We start from the raw sequence: 16,782 nt of genomic DNA, 5'->3' as shown, positions 1-16,782 counted from the left end.
ATGGACAGTTGGGCACATCGGCCCCAGTCCATCACTCATGCGCGATGGCCGCCAGCACATTCATGCGCGATGCACGCAGCGCGGGCAGCAGCGCCGCGGCGAGGCCCACGACCACCGATCCGATCAGCACCGCGATCACCGTCGTCCAGGGGATCGCGAACGCCGTCATGCCCTGCAGCGCGAGCACTTGCTGCGCCGCGACGCCCCACACCAGGCCGAGCGCGAGCCCCAGCATGGCGCCGAACACCGCGATCACCACCGACTCGAGGCGGATCATCCGGCGCAACTGCCGCCGGGCGAGCCCGATGGCGCGCAGCAGACCGATCTCGCGGGTGCGTTCGACGACCGAGAGGGCCAGGGTGTTGATCACGCCGAGGACCGCGATGATGATCGCCAGGCCGAGCAGCGCGTAGACGAGGTAGAGCATCACGGCGATCTGCTCGCGGATCAGTTCCTTGTAGTCCGCCTGGTCGCGGACCTGCACCTGCGGATACGGGTCGAGGGTCTTCTCGAGCCGGTCGCGCAGCGTGTCGGCATCCGTGCCCGAGGCCGCGTTCACGTACAGCGCGGAGTCCTGCCCGCCCGGCACGTACTCCTCGACCGTCTCCATCCCGAAGAAGAGCCCGCCCTCGATGCCGAACCCCTCGGATCCCGGCTGGTCGGTGAGCGCGCCCACCGTCAGTTCTGTCTTGCGCCCGCCGGGGAACTCCACGGGCAGCTTGGAGCCCACCCGCGCCTTGTGGTCCCGCGCGAAGTCCCGCTGCATGGCGATGCTTCCGGGCGCGAGGGCCTGAGCGGTGCCGCCTTCGACGTACGTGACGCGGGCGACGTCGTCGAGGCGCGGGTCGTAGCCCGCAGCGGTCGTCTCCACGCTCTTGCCGTCCGGCATGGACACCTTCACGGGCGCGAACCGCTGGCGCACGACGAGCCCGGCGCCGTCGGTGTCCCGCACCTTCTCGGTGATCTCCTGCGAGAACGGCATGAAGTTGCTGTTCTGTACGACGAAGTCGGCGCCCAGCGTCTTGTCGATCTGTTCGTCGAACGACTTGGTCATCGAAGCGCTCGCCACCGACATGCCGCTCACCAGGGCGAGGCCCACCATCAGGGCGGCGGCCGTGGCACCCGTGCGGCGCGGGTTGCGCAGCGCGTTGCGCTGGCTCATCCGGCCGACCGAGCCGAACAGGGCGGGGAACGCGCCGCCGAGCACGCGGATCACCGGGCGGACCAGGAGCGGTCCCGCGATCACGGTGGCGATCAGGGTGAGGACGAGGCCGAGTCCGAGCAGGGACGCGGCCGAGGAGGTCTTCTCCGCGGTGGCGCAGCCCACGAGCGCGGCCGCGCCCGCCGCCGCGACGACCGCGCCGACCGCGGCGCGGATCCTCAACGGCCGTCCCACGCCCGCGATCTCCGCGTCGGCGAGCGCCGCCATCGGCGAGACGTGCGCCGCGCGCCGTGCGGGGAGGTAGGCCGCGACGAACGTGACGCCGACCCCGACGACGTACGAGACGACGGGAGTTCCCCACCCGATGACCATCTCGGTGGACTTCAGGTTCATCCCGAACAGGCCCATCAGCTCGATGAGCCCGGCCGCGAGCCCGATCCCCGCCGCGAGGCCGACCGTGGAGCCGACCACGCCGAGCAGGACGGCCTCGGTGAGCACGGAGCGGCGGACCTGCCTGCGGTCGGCTCCGAGCGCGCGCAGCAGGCCCAGTTCGCGGGTGCGCTGCGCGATCAGCATCGAGAAGGTGTTGACGATCAGGAAGATGCCGACCAGGACGGCGATCCCGGCGAAGCCGAGCATCACGTACTTGATGACGTCCAGGAAGCCGCCGAGTTCGGACGCCGCCGACTCGGCCTGTTCGTCGGCGGTCTTGAGGTCGTAGCCCGAGCCCAGGTCGGCGGCGATACGGCGCTTGAGCTCGGTGTCGCTCACGCCGGGGTCGGCGTCCACCGAGATGCCCGTCGCCGCGTTCTTGTCGCCCAGGAGCTCACGCTGGGCGGTCGGGGTGTCCAGGAAGACCAGGGCCGCGCCGGGGTTGGTGGTGGTGAAGGTGACGATGCCGACGACCTCGACCTTGAAGGAGCCGGGCGCGGCGAGCACCGTGAGGGTGTCGCCGATCCGCACGTCCTTCTTGTCGGCCGTGTCCGCGTCGAGCAGCGCCTGGTCCTTGCCGCGCGGGGCGTGTCCCGAGGTCAGCTCGACGGGGCTGCGGTCGGTGACGTACCAGTTGGTGGCGATGGTGGGGGCGCCGGTGGTGGAGCCCACCGGGTCGTCCTTGCTGTCGACGACCGTGAGGTTCTCGACGGCCGCGTCGATACGGGTCCTCGCCACCCCGTCGACCTCGGCGAGGCGTCCTGCGAGCTTGGCGGGGACCGTCGGTGTCTGCCCGGACGGCACCGCCTCGTCGAGGTCCTCCTTCGGCTCGACGGTCACATCGGCGGACGTCGAGGCGAAGAGGCGGTCGAAGGTGCGGGCCACCGTGTCCGAGAAGATGAGACTGCCCGCGACGAACGCGACCGAGAGGATCACGGCGAGCGCGGAGAGCAGCAGCCTGCCCTTGTGTGCGAGGAAGCTCCTGAGTGTCGCCTTCAGCATGGCCGCGGACCGCCTCAGTCCCGGTCCGGCGTGCTGTCGGCGCCCTGGGCGCCGTCGGCCCCGGGAGGACTCTCCTGTTCGGGTCGGCTCTCCTGCGGCAGCGCGTGGATCACGTCGAACCGCTTGAGGCGTTCCAGGACCGACTCGGCCGTCGGGCGCGGCATCTCGTCGACGATGCGGCCGTCCGCGAGGAAGAGCACCAGGTCGGAGTGGGCGGCGGCGCCCGGGTCATGGGTCACCATGACGACGGTCTGCTCCAGTTTGTCCACGGCGTCACGCAGGAAGCCGAGCACTTCGAGACCCGCGCGCGAGTCGAGGTTGCCGGTCGGCTCGTCCGCGAAGATCAGCTCGGGGCGCGACGCGAGCGCCCGCGCACAGGCCACGCGCTGCTGCTGGCCGCCGGAGAGCTGCGCGGGCCGGTGCTTGAGGCGGTCGCGCAGGCCGAGCGTCTCGATGACGTACTCCAGCCATTCACGGTCGGGGCGCTGGCCCGCGATGTCCATGGGCAGCGTGATGTTCTCGAGGGCGTTCAGGGTGGGGATGAGGTTGAAGGACTGGAACATGAACCCGATGCGGTCCCGCCGCAGCTGCGTCAGCTCCCGCTCCTTGAGCCCCGTGATCTCGGTGTCGCCGAGCCACACCTGACCCGCGGAGACGGTGTCGAGCCCGGCGAGCAGGTGCATGAGCGTGGACTTGCCCGAACCGGACGGGCCCATGACCGCCGTGAACCGGCCGCGTGCGATGTCCACGTCGACCGAGTCGAGGGCGAGCACAGCTGTCTCGCCGGAGCCGTACGCCTTGGTCAGCGCGCGTGCGCGCGCGGCGACCTTGATGGGCTCCGCAAGGCCTGGGGCCGGTGCCGAAGCAGGTGTGGACAAGGCCGCCTCCTGGGTCGTGGCCGTTCCAACTCCCTTAATCCTGCCGAGAGTAGAGGGTCGGGGCGGGGGCCGGTATCCCTCCAAGGTCGTGAACCGGAGACGTATGTAAGGGGCACTGGCCGGGTCCTCCCGCGCGCCCCTGCGCCCTCCGGTGCCCTCTTGCCGGTGCTAGCGCCGCGGCGCTAGCTTGAAGGCATGGCGAAGACCCAGCTGAACGTGCGGGTGGACGAAGGCACCGCCCGGGCCGCGCGTGAGCGCGCGCTGGCCCGCGGGATGAGCGTGAACCGCTACATCGAGGAACTGGTCAAACAGGACGCCGGCGAGGTCGGCCACACCTTTGTCGAGGCCGCAGCCGATTTCATGAAGCAGTACGAATCCGTCTTCGCCGAGGAGTTCGGTCCCGAGCGCGAGGGTCGTCGTTAAGCCCTTGAACCTCAGAATCGATCTTGCCTGGCTGTTGATGGTCGCCGAACACAAGACGCCGGGAGACCCACAGGTCACCGACTGGGGTGCCCTGGTGGCCGCCGTCAGCCGGCACGAGGCGGAGATATTCGGCATGCCCGTCTACGAAAGCCCGCACGACCGCGCCGCCGCCCTGCTCCAGGTCCTGCTGCACATCCCCGCCCTGGAACGCTCCAACGCCCTCTTCGCCTCGTCCGCCGCCTACGCCTATCTGGTCGCGAGCGGCCTGAAGGTCGTCACCTCGCCCGAGCAGGTGCGCGAACTGGCCCGGCTGGTGAAGGAGGACGGGGCGAGCGTGCGCGCCATCGCGGACGAGCTGCGGAAGTGGAGCCTTTAGCCGCCGGGGGAACGACCGGGAGAACGACCGGGGGAGCCGCAGCCCGGCGGGAGCTCACAGGTCGGTGGCCCGCGGGTGGCGCGGTTCGTACAGGCCGACCTCGCCGCCGCCCGGCAGCCGGAAGCGGGTGAGCAGACCCCACCCGGCGTCGGTGACCGGCTGCGTGAACCGCACGCCCTTGGCGGTCAGTTCACGCACCGTCACCTCCACGTCGTCGCACATCAGATAGAGCTCGTGCGACTCCGGCCCCGGGGTGGGATGGACCGCGGCCTCGGCAGGCGGCAGCCTGAAGATCAGCCACCCGCCGCCCGCGTCGACGTGGGGGTACTCCAGTACGTCCCGGAAGAAGGCCCGGTCCGCATCGGCGTCATTGCTGTAGATGATGAGGTGCGCGCCATTGATCATGCGGCGAGGATAGGTTCGGTGGGAGAGAGCCGCACTTCAGGAGGACGCCCATGCCTGCCGCCATCCAGCCGATGATCATCACCCCTGATCTCGACCGCCTGCTGCGGTTCTACCAGGAGCTGCTCGGGGCCCGTGAGGTGTCGAGAACTCCGGAGGAGGGGCCCGCGTTCTTCGTGGACCTGCGCATCGGCGACTCGGAGCTCGGCGTCGTCTCGGACACGAGCGTGCCGCTCGACACGCCCCAGCGGATTCTGCTGAGCGTCGCGGTGGAGGCGGTGGACGACCTCCTCACGCGGGTGGAATCCCTGGGCGGCGAGACGCTCGGGCCGGCCAACGACATGCCCTGGGGGCAGCGCGTCGCGCACGTCAAGGACCCGGACGGCAACGCGGTCAACCTCACGCAGCTGATCTGACGCCCGGAACTCCGCCGGTGCGGCGGCGCGGGGCGGATCAGTCGTTCTCCGGCCGCCGTGCCGTGCCGAGCACGCAGTAGGAGGTGGGCAGCCGCGGTCCCTTCGCCGGTACCAACAGCCTTCGGTACGGGCCGAGTTCGAAACCAGCGGCGCGCAGGGCGCCCAGGGTGTCCCGTGCGACGTGACAGCCGCCGAAGAGCAGCGGCCACACCGTGCGGTCCAGGGCGCGCTGCGCGGCCGCCATCCCCGAGCCCGGAGCCACGCCGTGCTCGAAGAACCGCAGCTCGCCGCCGGGCCGCAGGACGCGCCGCAACTCACCGAGGGCGCGGGGCACGTCACGCACGCTGCACAGGACCAGCGAGGCCACGGCGCCGTCGAAGGCCTCGCTCTTGACGGGCAGCGCCTCGGCGGCGCCGGGCACGACGTCGACCGGTACGTCGGCCCGCACGGCCGCGGAGGCCGCCAACTGCCGCAGGATGCGCTCCGGTTCGATGGCGACGACCTCGGAGACCGCCGCCGGATAGTGCGCGAAGTTCAGGCCGTTCCCCGCACCGACCTCGATCACACGGCCGGAGAGTCCGGCGAGCAGCTCTCTGCGGTACGTCGCGATCACGCGCTCGGCGGCCACGCTCTGGCGGGCGTAGAAACGGGCGAAGACGGGATGGTGCACGGCGTCCCGGGACGCGGCCTTGGCGGAGCGAGGTGACATGAGGCCCTCCTCGACGGGGCGAGCGGATACCGCAATGGTGCCCCGGCGGCGCCGCTTTCCCCCACACGAACGGCACCGAGTCTCCCGGGCGGCGAGCGCTCGCACAGCCACGGGGGCGACGGCGCGCCCCCGTGGCTGGCGGGCGCGCCTGGGGGGGCTGGTTCCTCAGCCCTCCCTCACCGCCGCCTCCCGCGCCGTGAAGGCCGCCCCGTCCCATGTACCGCCCAGCTCCGGACCCAGCCAGCCCCCGGCCCGAGCCCGGAAGTCGGCGCGTGACAGGGCGCCCGCCCGCTCGGGCACCGCGCCCAGGAGCGGGGCGTCTGCCTGTTCCGGCAGGTCCGCGAGGTTGCAGCGTGCTGCCAGATCCGGTGCGGCGGGCCAGCTGCCGATCGTCACGCCCAGGGGGGTCAGGCCGCGGGCCCGCAGCGCCTCCGTGGTGAGCGCCGTCATGTTCAAGGTGCCCAGGCCCGCCGGCGTGACCACCAGGACCGGGGCCGCGAGGAGGCGGGCGGCGTCGGCGAGGGAGGAGCCCTCGTCGTCGAAGCGCACGAGCAGGCCGCCCGCGCCCTCGACCAGGACCAGATCGTGCTCCGTCGCCAGCTTCTGTGCCGCGTCGGCCACTTCGTACGGACGGACCGGCGCCATGCCGGCCCGTCGCGCCGCCGTGTTCGGAGCCAGCGGCTCCGGGAAGCGGGCGAGTTCCAGGGTGGTGATCTCGTCGCCCGCGAGACGCGTCACCTCCTGCGCGTCACCCGGCTCGCCGGGTGCCACCCCCGTCTGCGCGGGCTTGAGCACCGCGACACTGCGCCCCGCGGCCAGCCCGAGTGCGGCCACGGCGGCCGTCGTGACCGTCTTGCCGATCTCGGTGCCGGTACCGGACACCACGATGACCGTCATCTCAGCCCTCCTTCGCCGCCGCGCACACCGCGCGCCCGATCCGTGCCACGTCGTCGTCGCTCGTGATGAACGGCGGCATCGTGTAGATGAGGTCGCGGAACGGCCGCACCCACACCCCCTCGCGCCTCGCCGCGCTCGTCGCCGCCGCCATGTCCACGTCGTGGTCGAGCTGGACGACGCCGATCGCGCCGAGCACGCGTACGTCCCGTACGCCCGGCAGTGCGGACGCCTCGGCCAGCGTGCCGCGCAGGCCCGTCTCGATGCGCTTGACCTCGGTCTGCCAGTCCTGCCCGAGCAGCAGCTCGATCGAGGCACAGGCCACCGCGGTGGCGAGCGGGTTGCCCATGAACGTCGGGCCGTGGGCCAGGACCGGCACCTCGCCCCGCGAGATGCCGTCCGCGACCCGCGCCGTGCACAGCGTCGCCGCCAGCGTCAGATAGCCGCCGGTCAGCGCCTTGCCCAGGCACATCACATCGGGCGTGACACCCGCGTGGTCCGCGGCGAACAGCGCGCCCGTGCGGCCGAACCCCGTGGCGATCTCGTCGAACACCAGCAGTACGTCGTGCTCGTCGCAGGCCTCCCGCAGCACCCGCAGGTAGGCGGGGGAGTGGAACCGCATACCGCCCGCGCCCTGCACCACCGGCTCCACGATCACGGCGGCCAGCTCGTCGGCGTGGCGCCCGATCACCTCGCGCAGGTGATCGGCGTACGCGTCGTCGTACGCCTCGAACCCCGCGGGCGGCGCGTCCGCGAACACCTGCTGGGGCAGCGCCCCCTGCCACAGCTCGTGCATGCCGCCCTGGGGGTCGCACACCGACATGGGTTGCCAGGTGTCCCCGTGGTAGCCGCCCCGCCAGGTCAGCATCCGCCGCTTGTCCGGTCGGCCGAGCGAGCGCCAGTGCTGCAGGCACATCTTGACCGCGACCTCGACCGACACCGAACCGGAGTCCGCGAGGAAGACATGCTCGAGGCCGTCCGGCGATATGTCGACAAGGCGCTTCGTCAGGCGGACGGCGGGCTCATGGGTGAGCCCGCCGAACATGACGTGGCTCATCCGGTCCAGCTGATCGCGGACCGCGTCGTTGAGCACGGGGTGGTTGTAGCCGTGGATCGCCGCCCACCAGGACGACATCCCGTCGACCAACTCGCCCCCGTCGCCCGCCAGGTGGAGCCGCACGCCGCTCGCCGACTCGACGACCAGGGGCTCCTGGCGGCCGGGCATGGGGCCGTACGGATGCCACACATGACGTCGGTCCAGGTCGAGCAGTTCGGGCACGGAGAGGTCAGGCATTGGGCGCCAGATCCGTTCCCGCGCCCCGGCGGCGTACCGCCACCAGGTCCGTGCGCGCCTCCGAGGACTCCGAGGGCCCCGAGGCGTCCGACGACGCGGACTGCTCGGGCACGGCAGCAGGTTCGGCCGGTTCGGACGAGCCGCAGGGCCCGCAGCCGCCCCCGCCGTCCCCGTGCGATCCGCACCCCGCCGCCGCGAGCGCGTCCGCGCGGTGCTCCGGCAGCGTCACCGTGTCCGTGCCCTCGACCTCGAAACCGGCGTCCGCGATCATGTCCAGGTCGGTCTTGCCGGCCTGGCCCTCACTGGTCAGGTAGTCGCCCAGGAAGATGGAGTTGGCCAGGTGCAGCGCCAGGGGCTGCATCGAGCGCAGATGCACCTCGCGGCCGCCCGCGATGCGCACCTCCACGTCGGGGCAGACGAAGCGGACCATCGCGAGAATGCGCAGGCAGCGCTGCGGGGTGAGGTTCCACTCCTTGGCCAGCGGGGTGCCCTCGAAGGGGATCAGGAAGTTGACCGGCACCGAGTCGGGGTCGAGGTCGCGCAGTGCGTAGACCACGTCCACCAGGTCGTCATCCGTCTCGCCCATGCCCGCGATCAGACCGGAACAGGCGGAGAGGCCCGCGGCCTGCGCCTGCTGCACGGTGTCCACGCGATCGGCGTACGTGTGGGTGGTGGTGATCTCGCCGTACGTCCCCTCGGACGTATTGAGATTGTGGTTGTACGCGTCCGCGCCCGCTGTGCGCAGTTTGTCCGCCTGGCCCGCGGAGAGCAGCCCGAGGCACGCGCACACCTCGACGCCTTCGTTCTGGTCCTTGATCGCCTCGATGGTCTGCGACACCCGGTCGACGTCGCGGTCGGTCGGACCGCGGCCGCTCGCGACCAGGCAGACCCGCTTGGCGCCGCCCGCCACCCCGGCCGCCGCGGCCTGCGAGGCCTCGTCGGGCTTCAGCCAGGTGTACTTGAGGATGCCGGCCGTCGAGCCCAGACGCTGCGAACAGTACGAGCAGTCCTCCGGGCAGAGGCCCGACTTCAGATTGACCAGATAGTTGAGTTTGACCCGCCGCCCGAACCACTGCCGCCGTACCTTCCCGGCGGCGGAAACCACGTCGAGAAGCTCGTCGTCGGAGGTGGCCAGCACGGCCAGCGCTTCTACACGGGTCGGCAGCTCGCGCCGAAGCCCCTTGTCCACCAGCGTGTTCAGCAGATCCATGGCGCTGATCCTTACGTACGAGAGCCTCCCTTTCCAAGGAGACTTCGCACAACAGAAACGCTGAGAGGTGTGGGTATTGCCACATCCTGGCCCGGTGGCCGGACGGCTAGGGTCTGTGCACTGTCTACAAACCGGCCAGTGATGACGACCCGGAGGAACCCTCATGGTGAGCGCGCCGTTCGACTGGATCGACGAGCAGGCGAGCCAGCGCGCCCGGGCCGGACTCGTCCGCACCCTGCGCCCCCGCCCCGCCGACTCCGGCGGCCTCCTCGACCTGGCGAGCAACGACTACCTGGGTCTGGCCAGGCACCCCGAGATCACCGAGGGCGCCGCGGCCGCGGCCCGCCGCTGGGGCGGCGGGGCGACCGGATCCCGCCTGGTGACGGGCTCCACGGAGCTGCACGCGGAACTGGAGCGGGAGCTCGCCGAGTTCTGCGGCTTCGAGGCCGCCCTGGTCCTCTCCTCCGGATACGCCGCGAACCTCGCCGCCGTCACCGCCCTCGCCCCGCACGGCTCGCTCATCGTCTCGGACGCGGGCAACCACGCCTCGCTGATCGACGGCTGCCGCCTCGCGCGCGGGACGACGCAGGTGGTGCCGCACGCCGACCCCGAAGCGGTGCGCAAGACGCTGGACTCTCACACGGGTCCCGCGGTCGTCGTGTCGGACACGGTCTTCTCGGTCGACGGCGACGCGGCTTCACTCATCGAACTGTCCTCCGCTTGTGACGAGTTCGGCGCCGGGCTCATCGTCGACGACGCCCATGGACTCGGCGTGCTCGGCGACGGCGGACGGGGCGCACCACAGGCGGCCGGGCTCGCGGGCTCCGCCCACACGGTGGCCACGGTCACCCTGTCGAAGTCGTTCGGCAGCCAGGGCGGCGCGGTCCTCGGCCCCGCCAAGGTGATCGACCACCTGGTCAACGCGGCCCGCACCTTCATCTTCGACACCGGGCTCGCCCCCGCCGCCGCGGGTGCGGCACTGGCCGCTCTGCGGCTGCTCGTCCGGGAGCCGGAGCGCGCCGCCCGGGCCCGCGCTGTCGCGGCCGAGCTGCATGAACGCCTCACGGCGGAGGGTCTCTCGGCGGTACGTCCCGACGCCGCCGTCGTCTCCGTGCGCGCACCGTCACCGGAAGCGGCCGTGCGATGGGCCGCCGACTGCCGGGGCGCCGGTCTCGCCGTCGGCTGCTTCCGTCCGCCGTCGGTGCCCGACGGCATCTCGCGGCTGCGGCTGACCGCACGCGCGGATCTCACCGGCACACAGATCGCCGATGCCGTACGAGTGATCAGCCGCACCGCACCCCGGTAGTCACCGGAGGCCGTGGACGAAGGCCTCCCATGTGGCGGGTGAGAAGAGCAGGGCGGGCCCTGCCGTGTTCTTCGAATCGCGCACGGCGAGAAGCCCCTGCTTCGGCCCTGAAGCGAGCGAGGCTGTCTCCACGCAGTTGTTCATGCCGTTGCTGCGGCTGCTGCGATGCCACTGTGCGCCGTGCAGAGAAGTGCTTGAGGGTACGTTCCGAGGCAGTGCAGTCATGGTGCCCCCTTACGCGCCGTCACCTATCCCGGCGATGTGATCCGTTGATTCCTCGGGTGAAAGTGCTTTTTCTTGAAGGGAGTTGAAGGCATCCGTGTATGCCTGGAGGTCTTCTCTCCGTTCGAGGTAGAGGCTACTCGTCAAGTGGTCTAGAACAACCACATCCAGATCAGCAATGTTCGGAAAGGAGAAGATAACGAAAGATCCGATGAGGCCCACGTGCTCTCCGGCGGCGAACGGCAACACCTGAAGTCGTACATGGGGCAACTGTGCGGCTTCTAGTAACCGTTTCAACTGACCGGCGAGCACATGATTCCCGCCCACCGGCCGGTGCAGGACCGCCTCGTCCAGGATCACGCTCAGTCGCAGCGGCGGAGCCGCGCGCAGCACGTCCTGACGGGCCAGACGCACCTCGACCAGCGTGTCCACCTGGTCGTCAGGCAGTCCGTCGAGCGCCGCCCGCGTCACCGCACGCGCGTAGTCCGGCGTCTGCAGCAGGCCGGGTACGACGGTGGTCTCCAGGGTGCGCATCCGACAGGCCTGTGACTCCAGGCTGATGAAGTCGCGGTAGGCGGGCGGCAGCAGCTCGCGGTAGGCGTGCCACCAGTGACGGCGTCCGCCGTCGTCGTCCGAGCCCGCCAGCGCCACCAGCAACTGGCGCAGTCGGGGGTCCCGCACCTCGTACGCCTCGAGCAGCAGGCGTACGTCGGCCGCCTTGACGCTGCTACGCCCCGTCTCGATCCGGCTCACCTTCGACTGATGCCAGCCGACCCGGTCCGCCGCCTGGCCACTGGTGAGCCCGGCGTGCGTGCGCAGTGCACGCAGTTCGGCACCGAGTTTCCTTCGGCGCACCGCGGGACCGTACCGCATGTCCGTCTCCTTTCGGACGGAGCCTCCTTTTTCGGCCTCCCTCCGCCCTCTTCCCGGCGACAGTAGAGGAAGCGCCAGCCTGCCGCCCAAATACGGTCTCTCGTAGCAGAGTTCACCGCTTCGAGCGACAGATATATGCACATCTTGGTGGATGGCCACCTCTGAGCACCCCAAGAGTGGCAGGCTGGCGCGAAGCACCATTCCGGGACTGTCCTCGTGCCTTCCGCTACGAGTCGGAGCCGAGCCCCGGTGGGAAAGGGACACGTCGCCATGGCAGACCTTCAGGAAGCATCCGTCACCCTGCCGAGCGCTCCTGCCTCGGTCTCCGCGGCCCGGAAATTCGTCTCGAACATCCTCAGCGAGTGGGGCCTGCCAGGTGATACCGAAGTGGCCGACACGGTCCGGCTCATCGTCTCCGAACTCGCCACGAACGCCGTCCAGCACACCCGGGGCCAGTCGCCCACCTTCACGGTGGACATCGAGCTGGACCGGGAGGAGCAGCTGCGCATCGGCGTCACCGACAGCCACCCCCGCTACCCCAAGCGGCTGCCCGCCGCCGTCCAGCAGGACAACGGCCGCGGCCTGGTGATCATCCGCTGGCTGACGATGGAGTGCGGCGGCAGGCTTTCGGTCACGCCCACCCCCGAGGGCGGCAAGACGGTCTGGATCGCGCTGCCGTGGACCGCGCCGGTCCGCGGCGGGACAGCGGCCTCCTCGCCCTCACCCCGGTGAGCGTCCGAAGGCCCCGCGGAGCAGGGCCCTGAAGGTGTCCGCCGCGGGGTGCGACTCGTCGGTGCGGTGGACGACCGAGATCGTGCGGCGCAGATCCCCCGGCTCCAGCGGCCTGACCCCCACCGGGGTGGCCGCCGTCCTCGCCACCATCTCCGGTACGACGGCGACGCCGAGCCCGGCGCTGACCAGCGCGCACACCAGCGCGTATCCCGGGGTCTCGACCAGGACCGCAGGTGTCGCCCCGGCCCGGACGAGCGCGGACTCCACGCCCTGGCGCGGCGGATGCGTCGGCGCCATGCTGATCAGCGGCTGTCCGGCGAGCTCGGTCAGGGGCAGCCGCGACGACGCGCTCGCGAGCGCGTGGCCGGGCGAGGTCACCAGGACCAGCTCCTCCACCAGGATCGGCTCCGCGGTCACGGACGCGGGCAGCGCCACCGGCTCTGCGGGCTCGTACGTGTGCGTGAGGGCCAGGTCGACATCTCCCGCCGCCACGGCCGCGACGCCGAGCGGCGGTTCATAGCCCCGTACCGTCAGATCGACGTCCGGATGGGCGCGGCGGAACGCGGTCAGCGCGGGCGGCACCAGATGGATCCCGGCGGTGGTGAAGGTCCCCACGCGCAGCCTGCCGCCGGACAGGCCCGCCAGCTGGGCCAGTTCGTGCCGGGCCTGCTCCATCTCGTCCAGGACCCGGCGCGCCCGCGCGAGCAGCAGCTCGCCCGCGCCGGTCAGCCGCGCCCCGCGGTGGTGGCGGACCAGGAGCGGGGTGCCCGCCTCCCGTTCGAGCTTGGCCAGCTGCTGGGAGAGGGCGGGCACGGTGTAGCCGAGGCGCTCGGCCGCGCGAGTGATCGACCCGGCCTCGGAGACCGCCACCAGTGCGGCGAGCCGCGTCGGGTCGTACATGGTGTCTCCCGGTGCAGGAGCCGACGGGCGGTGGGGCTGTCCGGCGGCGTGGGGCTAAACGCCTGCTTAAGGCAGACCCAGGATATTCCACATACCCGCTGAAGGCAGAAGAACGGCAGGCTGGCGGCCATGGACGCTCAACTGGTCGCCTTCACCGGAGTCGCCGCGGGCATGGTCGCCATGCCGGGCGCCGACTTCGCCGTCGTGGTGCGCAACTCCCTCGCCTCCCGCCGCGCCGGGGTCACCTGCGCGATCGGTGTCGCGGGCGGGCTCCTGGTGCACACGGCGCTCGCGGTGGCCGGGGTCGCCGCGGTCCTCACGGCGGTTCCCACGCTGTTCCGGGCGCTGCAGGTCCTCGGCGGTGCCTATGTGCTGTACCTCGGGTATCGCGCGCTGCGGTCGGCGGCGCGGCCCCTGGCGAGTTTCGGGGTGCCGGACGGCGTGGAACAGCCGGCGGCCGGGGGCAGCCTGCGGCAGGGCTTCCTCACCAACGCCCTCAACCCCAAGGCGCCCATCACCTTCCTCAGCGTCCTTCCCCAGTTCGTGCCCGCGGGCAGCCCCGCGATGCCCAGGACGCTGCTGCTCGCGTCGATCATCGTGGCCCTTGCCCTGGTGTGGTTCCCGGTCGTCGCGCTCCTGGTGGACCGTCTCGGCCGCTGGCTGCGCAAGCCGCGTACGGCCCGCGCGATCGAGGGCGGCACGGGCCTCGCGCTGAGCGTCCTCGGCCTGGTGCTCCTCACCGAGGCCCTGACGGCCTGACGTCGTCCGACGCGCCGGTGTCCGATTCCGGGTCCCGGTCCCTGCCCGCGCCGCGCACCAGAACGGGAAGCAGACCCCACAGGCCCGCGCACACCACCAGCGTGCCCGCGCTCGCGATGATCCCGCCGGTGCGGCCCACGGCCACGTCCACGACCAGGAGTACGGAACCGGCGAGCGCGAACACCAGGACCACCATGCCGATGCCGGCGAGGCGGGACGAGACCCGCACGATCCGGGGCTTGGAGTGCTGCCCGAACAGCGACCTGTGCACGGCGGCCGGCGCGGTGAACAGCGCGGCGGACAGGACCGCGAGGAGCAGCGTGGTCACGTACGTGGTGCGCTGCACCGTGTCGAGCGAGGGAAAGCGCTCGGTGAAGGCGAGGGTCAGCAGGAACGCGAAGAGGATCTGCACCCCGGCCTGCGTGACGCGCAGTTCCTGGAGGATCTCGGAGAAATTGCGGTCGGCGCGTTCCAACGTCGTCTCGTTGCGGGCGTCGGAGGACTCGCCCGTGGAGCGGGAACCGTGGTTTTCGGACATGGCGACCGAGTATCCGCGTCGACGCGCCCCAGGCCTGGCGGGCGCGCCGACCGGAGGGCCGGTCGAGCGGCGGCGGCGGCCGTGAGGCCACCGCCGCCGCCCTCCGACAGGTCTGCGGTCGACGGGCGGTGACGGGCTGTCAGCGCACCCGGCCGTACGAGACGCTCTTCGTCCAGATCTTCTCGAGGCGCACGACGGTCCCCCTCTTGGGCGCGTGCCAGATCTTGCCCTTCCCGGCGTAGATGCCGACGTGGTAGACGCTCCGGCCGGAGTGGAAGAAGACCAGGTCGCCGCGGGAGCGCTTCGAGGCCGAGACGTGGCGGGTCTTGTTGTACTGCTGCGCGGCGGTGCGCGGCAGCTTCTTGCCCGTGCGCTTGAACGAGTAGAGCGTCAGGCCCGAGCAGTCGAACCGGTTCGGCCCCACAGCTCCGTATCCGTACGGAGAGCCCTTCTTGGAGGCAGCGATCCTGAGCGCTTTGGTCCCGTGTGTCGCGGCCTCTGCTTCCGACGTGAGCCCTGGGGCCACGAGGGTGCCGCCTACGACGGCGAGCGTGAGGGCCGATACGGAACCGGCCCTGGTGAGCAGCGACGGAACATGATTCAGCGCGGTCATGCGCAACCCTTCGTCAACCGCCTGTGAAGGATGACCTGTCGGATTCGGGCTGGCGAAGTTGCCCGGCCGCGGTGTGCGGCTTCACCCCAAGGGTCGGCGTCCGGACCTTCCGGACCGACCCGTCATGCCTGGGTCCTCCACTCCTGCCGATGCACCGATGTCGACCGGTCATCCGGGCGGCGGCAGGACTCGGCGTCCGCCCGGACCGCCCCGCCGCTGTGGCGGGGGCTTGTCGTCGGAAGGGATCTTGACCCGTCAAGGGGTCGAATTCCGAGCCGAAACGGCGTTTTGTGAGGCTCCTCACGGCTGAACCGTTCGGGTGGACAAGGTCGGATTCGGGATCGGGCCGGGCACTCCGACGATCGTTCGACCAGCACCGGAACGAGTAATTCCGGCACTCGCGTACACATCTGACGCAACTGAAGAAGTCCCAAATGACGACGATCGTCTACGCCGAACGAGGTAGCCCGTTTGGTTCGTTTGAGACCGGCCCCGGACAGTTCGGGCGTCAGGTGCCGGGGTGACGGATGCTCAGGATGGCGACGGAGGCGGCACGGTGACGCGTTCCGCACGACGCTCCCCGTCGAGCACACGGAGCGCTCGGGCCAACGTCGGCGCACACACGGCGCTCTCGCCCCGCTGGTGCATCAGCGTGAGCGCGTCCCGCAGGGCGGTCGCGCTGCCGATCAGGGCCTGGGCGGCGCGCAGTCCGCCGTAGGTGTCCGAGGCGCGGGCGGGGTTGATCCGGCCCACCAGATCGACCACTTCGAGATACCGGTCGATCAACTCGCCCTCGGCGCGGGTGAGTGCGGGCAGCGGAGGGAGTTCGGGTGGCAGCATCGGCTGATCACCGCGCGTCCGGGATGCGCAGGGACGACTTGCGGCTCGTGATGAGCCTGTCCACCAGGCCGTAGTCGACGGCCTCGGGGGCGCTGAGGATCTTGTCCCGCTCGATGTCGGCCGCGACGCGCTCCGGGCTCTGGCCCGTGTGTTGGACCAGCAGCCTCTCCAGCGCTGCGCGGGTGCGCAGGAGTTCGTCGGCCTGGATCGCCAAGTCGGTTGCCTGGCCGTGGATCGGTTCGGCGAGCGACGGCTGGTGGATCAGCACGCGGGCGCCGGGCAGCGCGAACCGCTTGCCGGGGGTGCCCGCGGCAAGGAGGACGGCCGCCGCCGACGCCGCCTGGCCGAGGCACGTCGTCTCCACGTCGCAGGTGACGAACTGGATCGTGTCGTAGATCGCCGTCATCGCGCTGAACGAGCCGCCGGGGGAGTTGATGTAGAGCGCGATGTCGCGGTCCGGCGCCGCGTGTTCGAGGTGCATGAACTGCGCCATCACGTCGTTGGCCGAGGTCTCGTCGATCGGGGTGCCCAGGAAGACGATGCGCTCCTCCAGCAGCTTCGAGTACGGATCGAGGGTCCGCTGGCCCGCGCTGGTGCGCTCGGTGAACTCGGGCAGGACGTGGCGGGCGAAGGGTCGGTTCATGGCGCGTCTCTCCTCTGCCGGGGTCGGATGCTCCCCAAGGCTTCCTGAAGGCTTCCTGAAGGCTTCCTGTAAAAAATGTACAGGACGTACGTAACGGCGTCTGGGGAGCATGTTCGCGTGATCCGCCGGAGTCAACAGATGCGACGTGGTTCAGCCGC

Annotated in this window: 20 protein-coding genes and 1 riboswitch; of the genes, 6 read left to right on the top strand and 14 right to left on the bottom strand. The window is 70.9% G+C overall.

What is annotated here, in order from left to right; genetic code table 11:
- Positions 1-31: 31 nt before the first annotated feature.
- Positions 32-2,596: an ABC transporter permease gene (locus ABZ833_RS03670; RefSeq protein WP_361040496.1), complete on the bottom strand. Its 2,565-nt coding sequence runs from the start codon at positions 2,594-2,596 to the stop codon at positions 32-34.
- Positions 2,597-2,610: 14 nt separating this feature from the next.
- A complete protein-coding gene (locus ABZ833_RS03665; protein ID WP_361040493.1) occupies positions 2,611-3,474 on the bottom strand; it encodes an ABC transporter ATP-binding protein in 864 nt (287 codons plus the stop codon).
- Positions 3,475-3,669: 195 nt separating this feature from the next.
- Between ABZ833_RS03665 and ABZ833_RS03660 the strand changes: the two genes are divergently transcribed.
- Together ABZ833_RS03660 and ABZ833_RS03655 are read left to right on the top strand one after the other, a co-directional pair.
- Entirely contained in the window at positions 3,670-3,897 is a 228-nt protein-coding gene (locus ABZ833_RS03660) for an antitoxin (protein WP_190078868.1), read from the top strand.
- Between the two features lie 4 nt (positions 3,898-3,901).
- The gene (locus ABZ833_RS03655; protein WP_361040490.1) at positions 3,902-4,273 is read left to right on the top strand and encodes a fic family toxin-antitoxin system, toxin component; all 372 of its coding nucleotides are present in this window, start codon (positions 3,902-3,904) and stop codon (positions 4,271-4,273) included.
- Positions 4,274-4,327: 54 nt separating this feature from the next.
- Here ABZ833_RS03655 and ABZ833_RS03650 read toward each other — a convergent pair whose 3' ends face one another.
- Positions 4,328-4,678 (bottom strand): VOC family protein, encoded by a 351-nt coding sequence (locus ABZ833_RS03650; protein WP_361040488.1) that lies wholly within the window; start codon positions 4,676-4,678, stop codon positions 4,328-4,330.
- A 50-nt stretch (positions 4,679-4,728) separates the two neighbouring features.
- On the opposite strand from ABZ833_RS03650, the gene ABZ833_RS03645 reads away from it, so the two are divergent.
- Positions 4,729-5,091, top strand: a complete 363-nt coding sequence (locus tag ABZ833_RS03645) for a VOC family protein (RefSeq protein WP_361040485.1) — start codon at positions 4,729-4,731, stop codon at positions 5,089-5,091.
- Between the two features lie 37 nt (positions 5,092-5,128).
- Here the strand turns inward: ABZ833_RS03645 and ABZ833_RS03640 are convergent, their stop codons facing one another.
- From ABZ833_RS03640 to bioB, 4 genes are all read right to left on the bottom strand, one after another.
- Positions 5,129-5,800 carry a class I SAM-dependent methyltransferase gene (locus ABZ833_RS03640; protein WP_361040482.1) on the bottom strand — a complete coding sequence of 224 codons (672 nt, stop codon included), beginning with the start codon at positions 5,798-5,800 and terminating at the stop codon, positions 5,129-5,131.
- A gap of 165 nt (positions 5,801-5,965) precedes the next feature.
- Positions 5,966-6,697, bottom strand: coding sequence for a dethiobiotin synthase (gene bioD, locus ABZ833_RS03635; protein WP_361040479.1), 732 nt, complete (start codon positions 6,695-6,697; stop codon positions 5,966-5,968).
- 1 nt (position 6,698) lies between these two features.
- Positions 6,699-7,988 carry an adenosylmethionine--8-amino-7-oxononanoate transaminase gene (locus tag ABZ833_RS03630; protein WP_361040477.1) on the bottom strand — a complete coding sequence of 430 codons (1,290 nt, stop codon included), beginning with the start codon at positions 7,986-7,988 and terminating at the stop codon, positions 6,699-6,701.
- Positions 7,981-9,198, bottom strand: coding sequence for a biotin synthase BioB (bioB, locus tag ABZ833_RS03625; RefSeq protein WP_361040474.1), 1,218 nt, complete (start codon positions 9,196-9,198; stop codon positions 7,981-7,983). Before bioB ends, ABZ833_RS03630 begins: the two co-directional genes overlap by 8 nt.
- 163 nt (positions 9,199-9,361) lie before the next feature.
- Between bioB and ABZ833_RS03620 the strand changes: the two genes are divergently transcribed.
- Positions 9,362-10,504 (top strand): 8-amino-7-oxononanoate synthase, encoded by a 1,143-nt coding sequence (locus ABZ833_RS03620; RefSeq protein ID WP_361040472.1) that lies wholly within the window; start codon positions 9,362-9,364, stop codon positions 10,502-10,504.
- Here the strand turns inward: ABZ833_RS03620 and ABZ833_RS03615 are convergent, their stop codons facing one another.
- On the bottom strand, positions 10,505-10,729 hold the full coding sequence (locus ABZ833_RS03615; protein ID WP_361040470.1) for a DUF397 domain-containing protein: 225 nt from the start codon (positions 10,727-10,729) through the stop codon (positions 10,505-10,507). It abuts the gene before it with no gap.
- 9 nt (positions 10,730-10,738) lie between these two features.
- Entirely contained in the window at positions 10,739-11,599 is an 861-nt protein-coding gene (locus ABZ833_RS03610) for a helix-turn-helix transcriptional regulator (RefSeq protein ID WP_361040467.1), read from the bottom strand.
- A 270-nt stretch (positions 11,600-11,869) separates the two neighbouring features.
- Between ABZ833_RS03610 and ABZ833_RS03605 the strand changes: the two genes are divergently transcribed.
- Positions 11,870-12,331: an ATP-binding protein gene (locus ABZ833_RS03605; protein WP_361040464.1), complete on the top strand. Its 462-nt coding sequence runs from the start codon at positions 11,870-11,872 to the stop codon at positions 12,329-12,331.
- On the opposite strand, the gene ABZ833_RS03600 is transcribed toward ABZ833_RS03605, so the two are convergent.
- On the bottom strand, positions 12,320-13,231 hold the full coding sequence (locus ABZ833_RS03600) for a LysR family transcriptional regulator (RefSeq protein ID WP_361040462.1): 912 nt from the start codon (positions 13,229-13,231) through the stop codon (positions 12,320-12,322). The two genes, ABZ833_RS03605 and ABZ833_RS03600, sit on opposite strands and share 12 nt — an antisense overlap.
- Before the next feature lie 129 nt (positions 13,232-13,360).
- Here ABZ833_RS03600 and ABZ833_RS03595 point away from each other — a divergent pair, with 129 nt between their 5' ends.
- Positions 13,361-13,990, top strand: a complete 630-nt coding sequence (locus tag ABZ833_RS03595) for a LysE family translocator (protein WP_361040459.1) — start codon at positions 13,361-13,363, stop codon at positions 13,988-13,990.
- Here ABZ833_RS03595 and ABZ833_RS03590 read toward each other — a convergent pair.
- The 4 genes from ABZ833_RS03590 to ABZ833_RS03575 all read right to left on the bottom strand — a co-directional run bounded on the left by ABZ833_RS03590 (position 13,968) and on the right by ABZ833_RS03575 (position 16,624).
- A complete protein-coding gene (locus tag ABZ833_RS03590; protein WP_361040457.1) occupies positions 13,968-14,528 on the bottom strand; it encodes a DUF6328 family protein in 561 nt (186 codons plus the stop codon). The two genes, ABZ833_RS03595 and ABZ833_RS03590, sit on opposite strands and share 23 nt — an antisense overlap.
- 139 nt (positions 14,529-14,667) lie before the next feature.
- Entirely contained in the window at positions 14,668-15,141 is a 474-nt protein-coding gene (locus ABZ833_RS03585; RefSeq protein WP_361040455.1) for a C40 family peptidase, read from the bottom strand.
- Between the two features lie 3 nt (positions 15,142-15,144).
- A riboswitch (cyclic di-AMP (ydaO/yuaA leader) is annotated at positions 15,145-15,317 on the bottom strand.
- 355 nt (positions 15,318-15,672) lie between these two features.
- Positions 15,673-15,981 (bottom strand): hypothetical protein, encoded by a 309-nt coding sequence (locus ABZ833_RS03580; protein WP_361040452.1) that lies wholly within the window; start codon positions 15,979-15,981, stop codon positions 15,673-15,675.
- Positions 15,982-15,988: 7 nt separating this feature from the next.
- Positions 15,989-16,624 carry an ATP-dependent Clp protease proteolytic subunit gene (locus ABZ833_RS03575; RefSeq protein WP_361040450.1) on the bottom strand — a complete coding sequence of 212 codons (636 nt, stop codon included), beginning with the start codon at positions 16,622-16,624 and terminating at the stop codon, positions 15,989-15,991.
- Positions 16,625-16,782 lie beyond the last annotated feature (158 nt).

Origin of the sequence: Streptomyces sp. NPDC047525, assembly GCF_040643025.1 — a bacterium.
Lineage (GTDB): Bacteria > Actinomycetota > Actinomycetes > Streptomycetales > Streptomycetaceae > Streptomyces > Streptomyces durmitorensis.
Note: the sequence above shows the minus strand (reverse complement) of the source record. Positions and strands in the feature narration are given on the sequence as shown.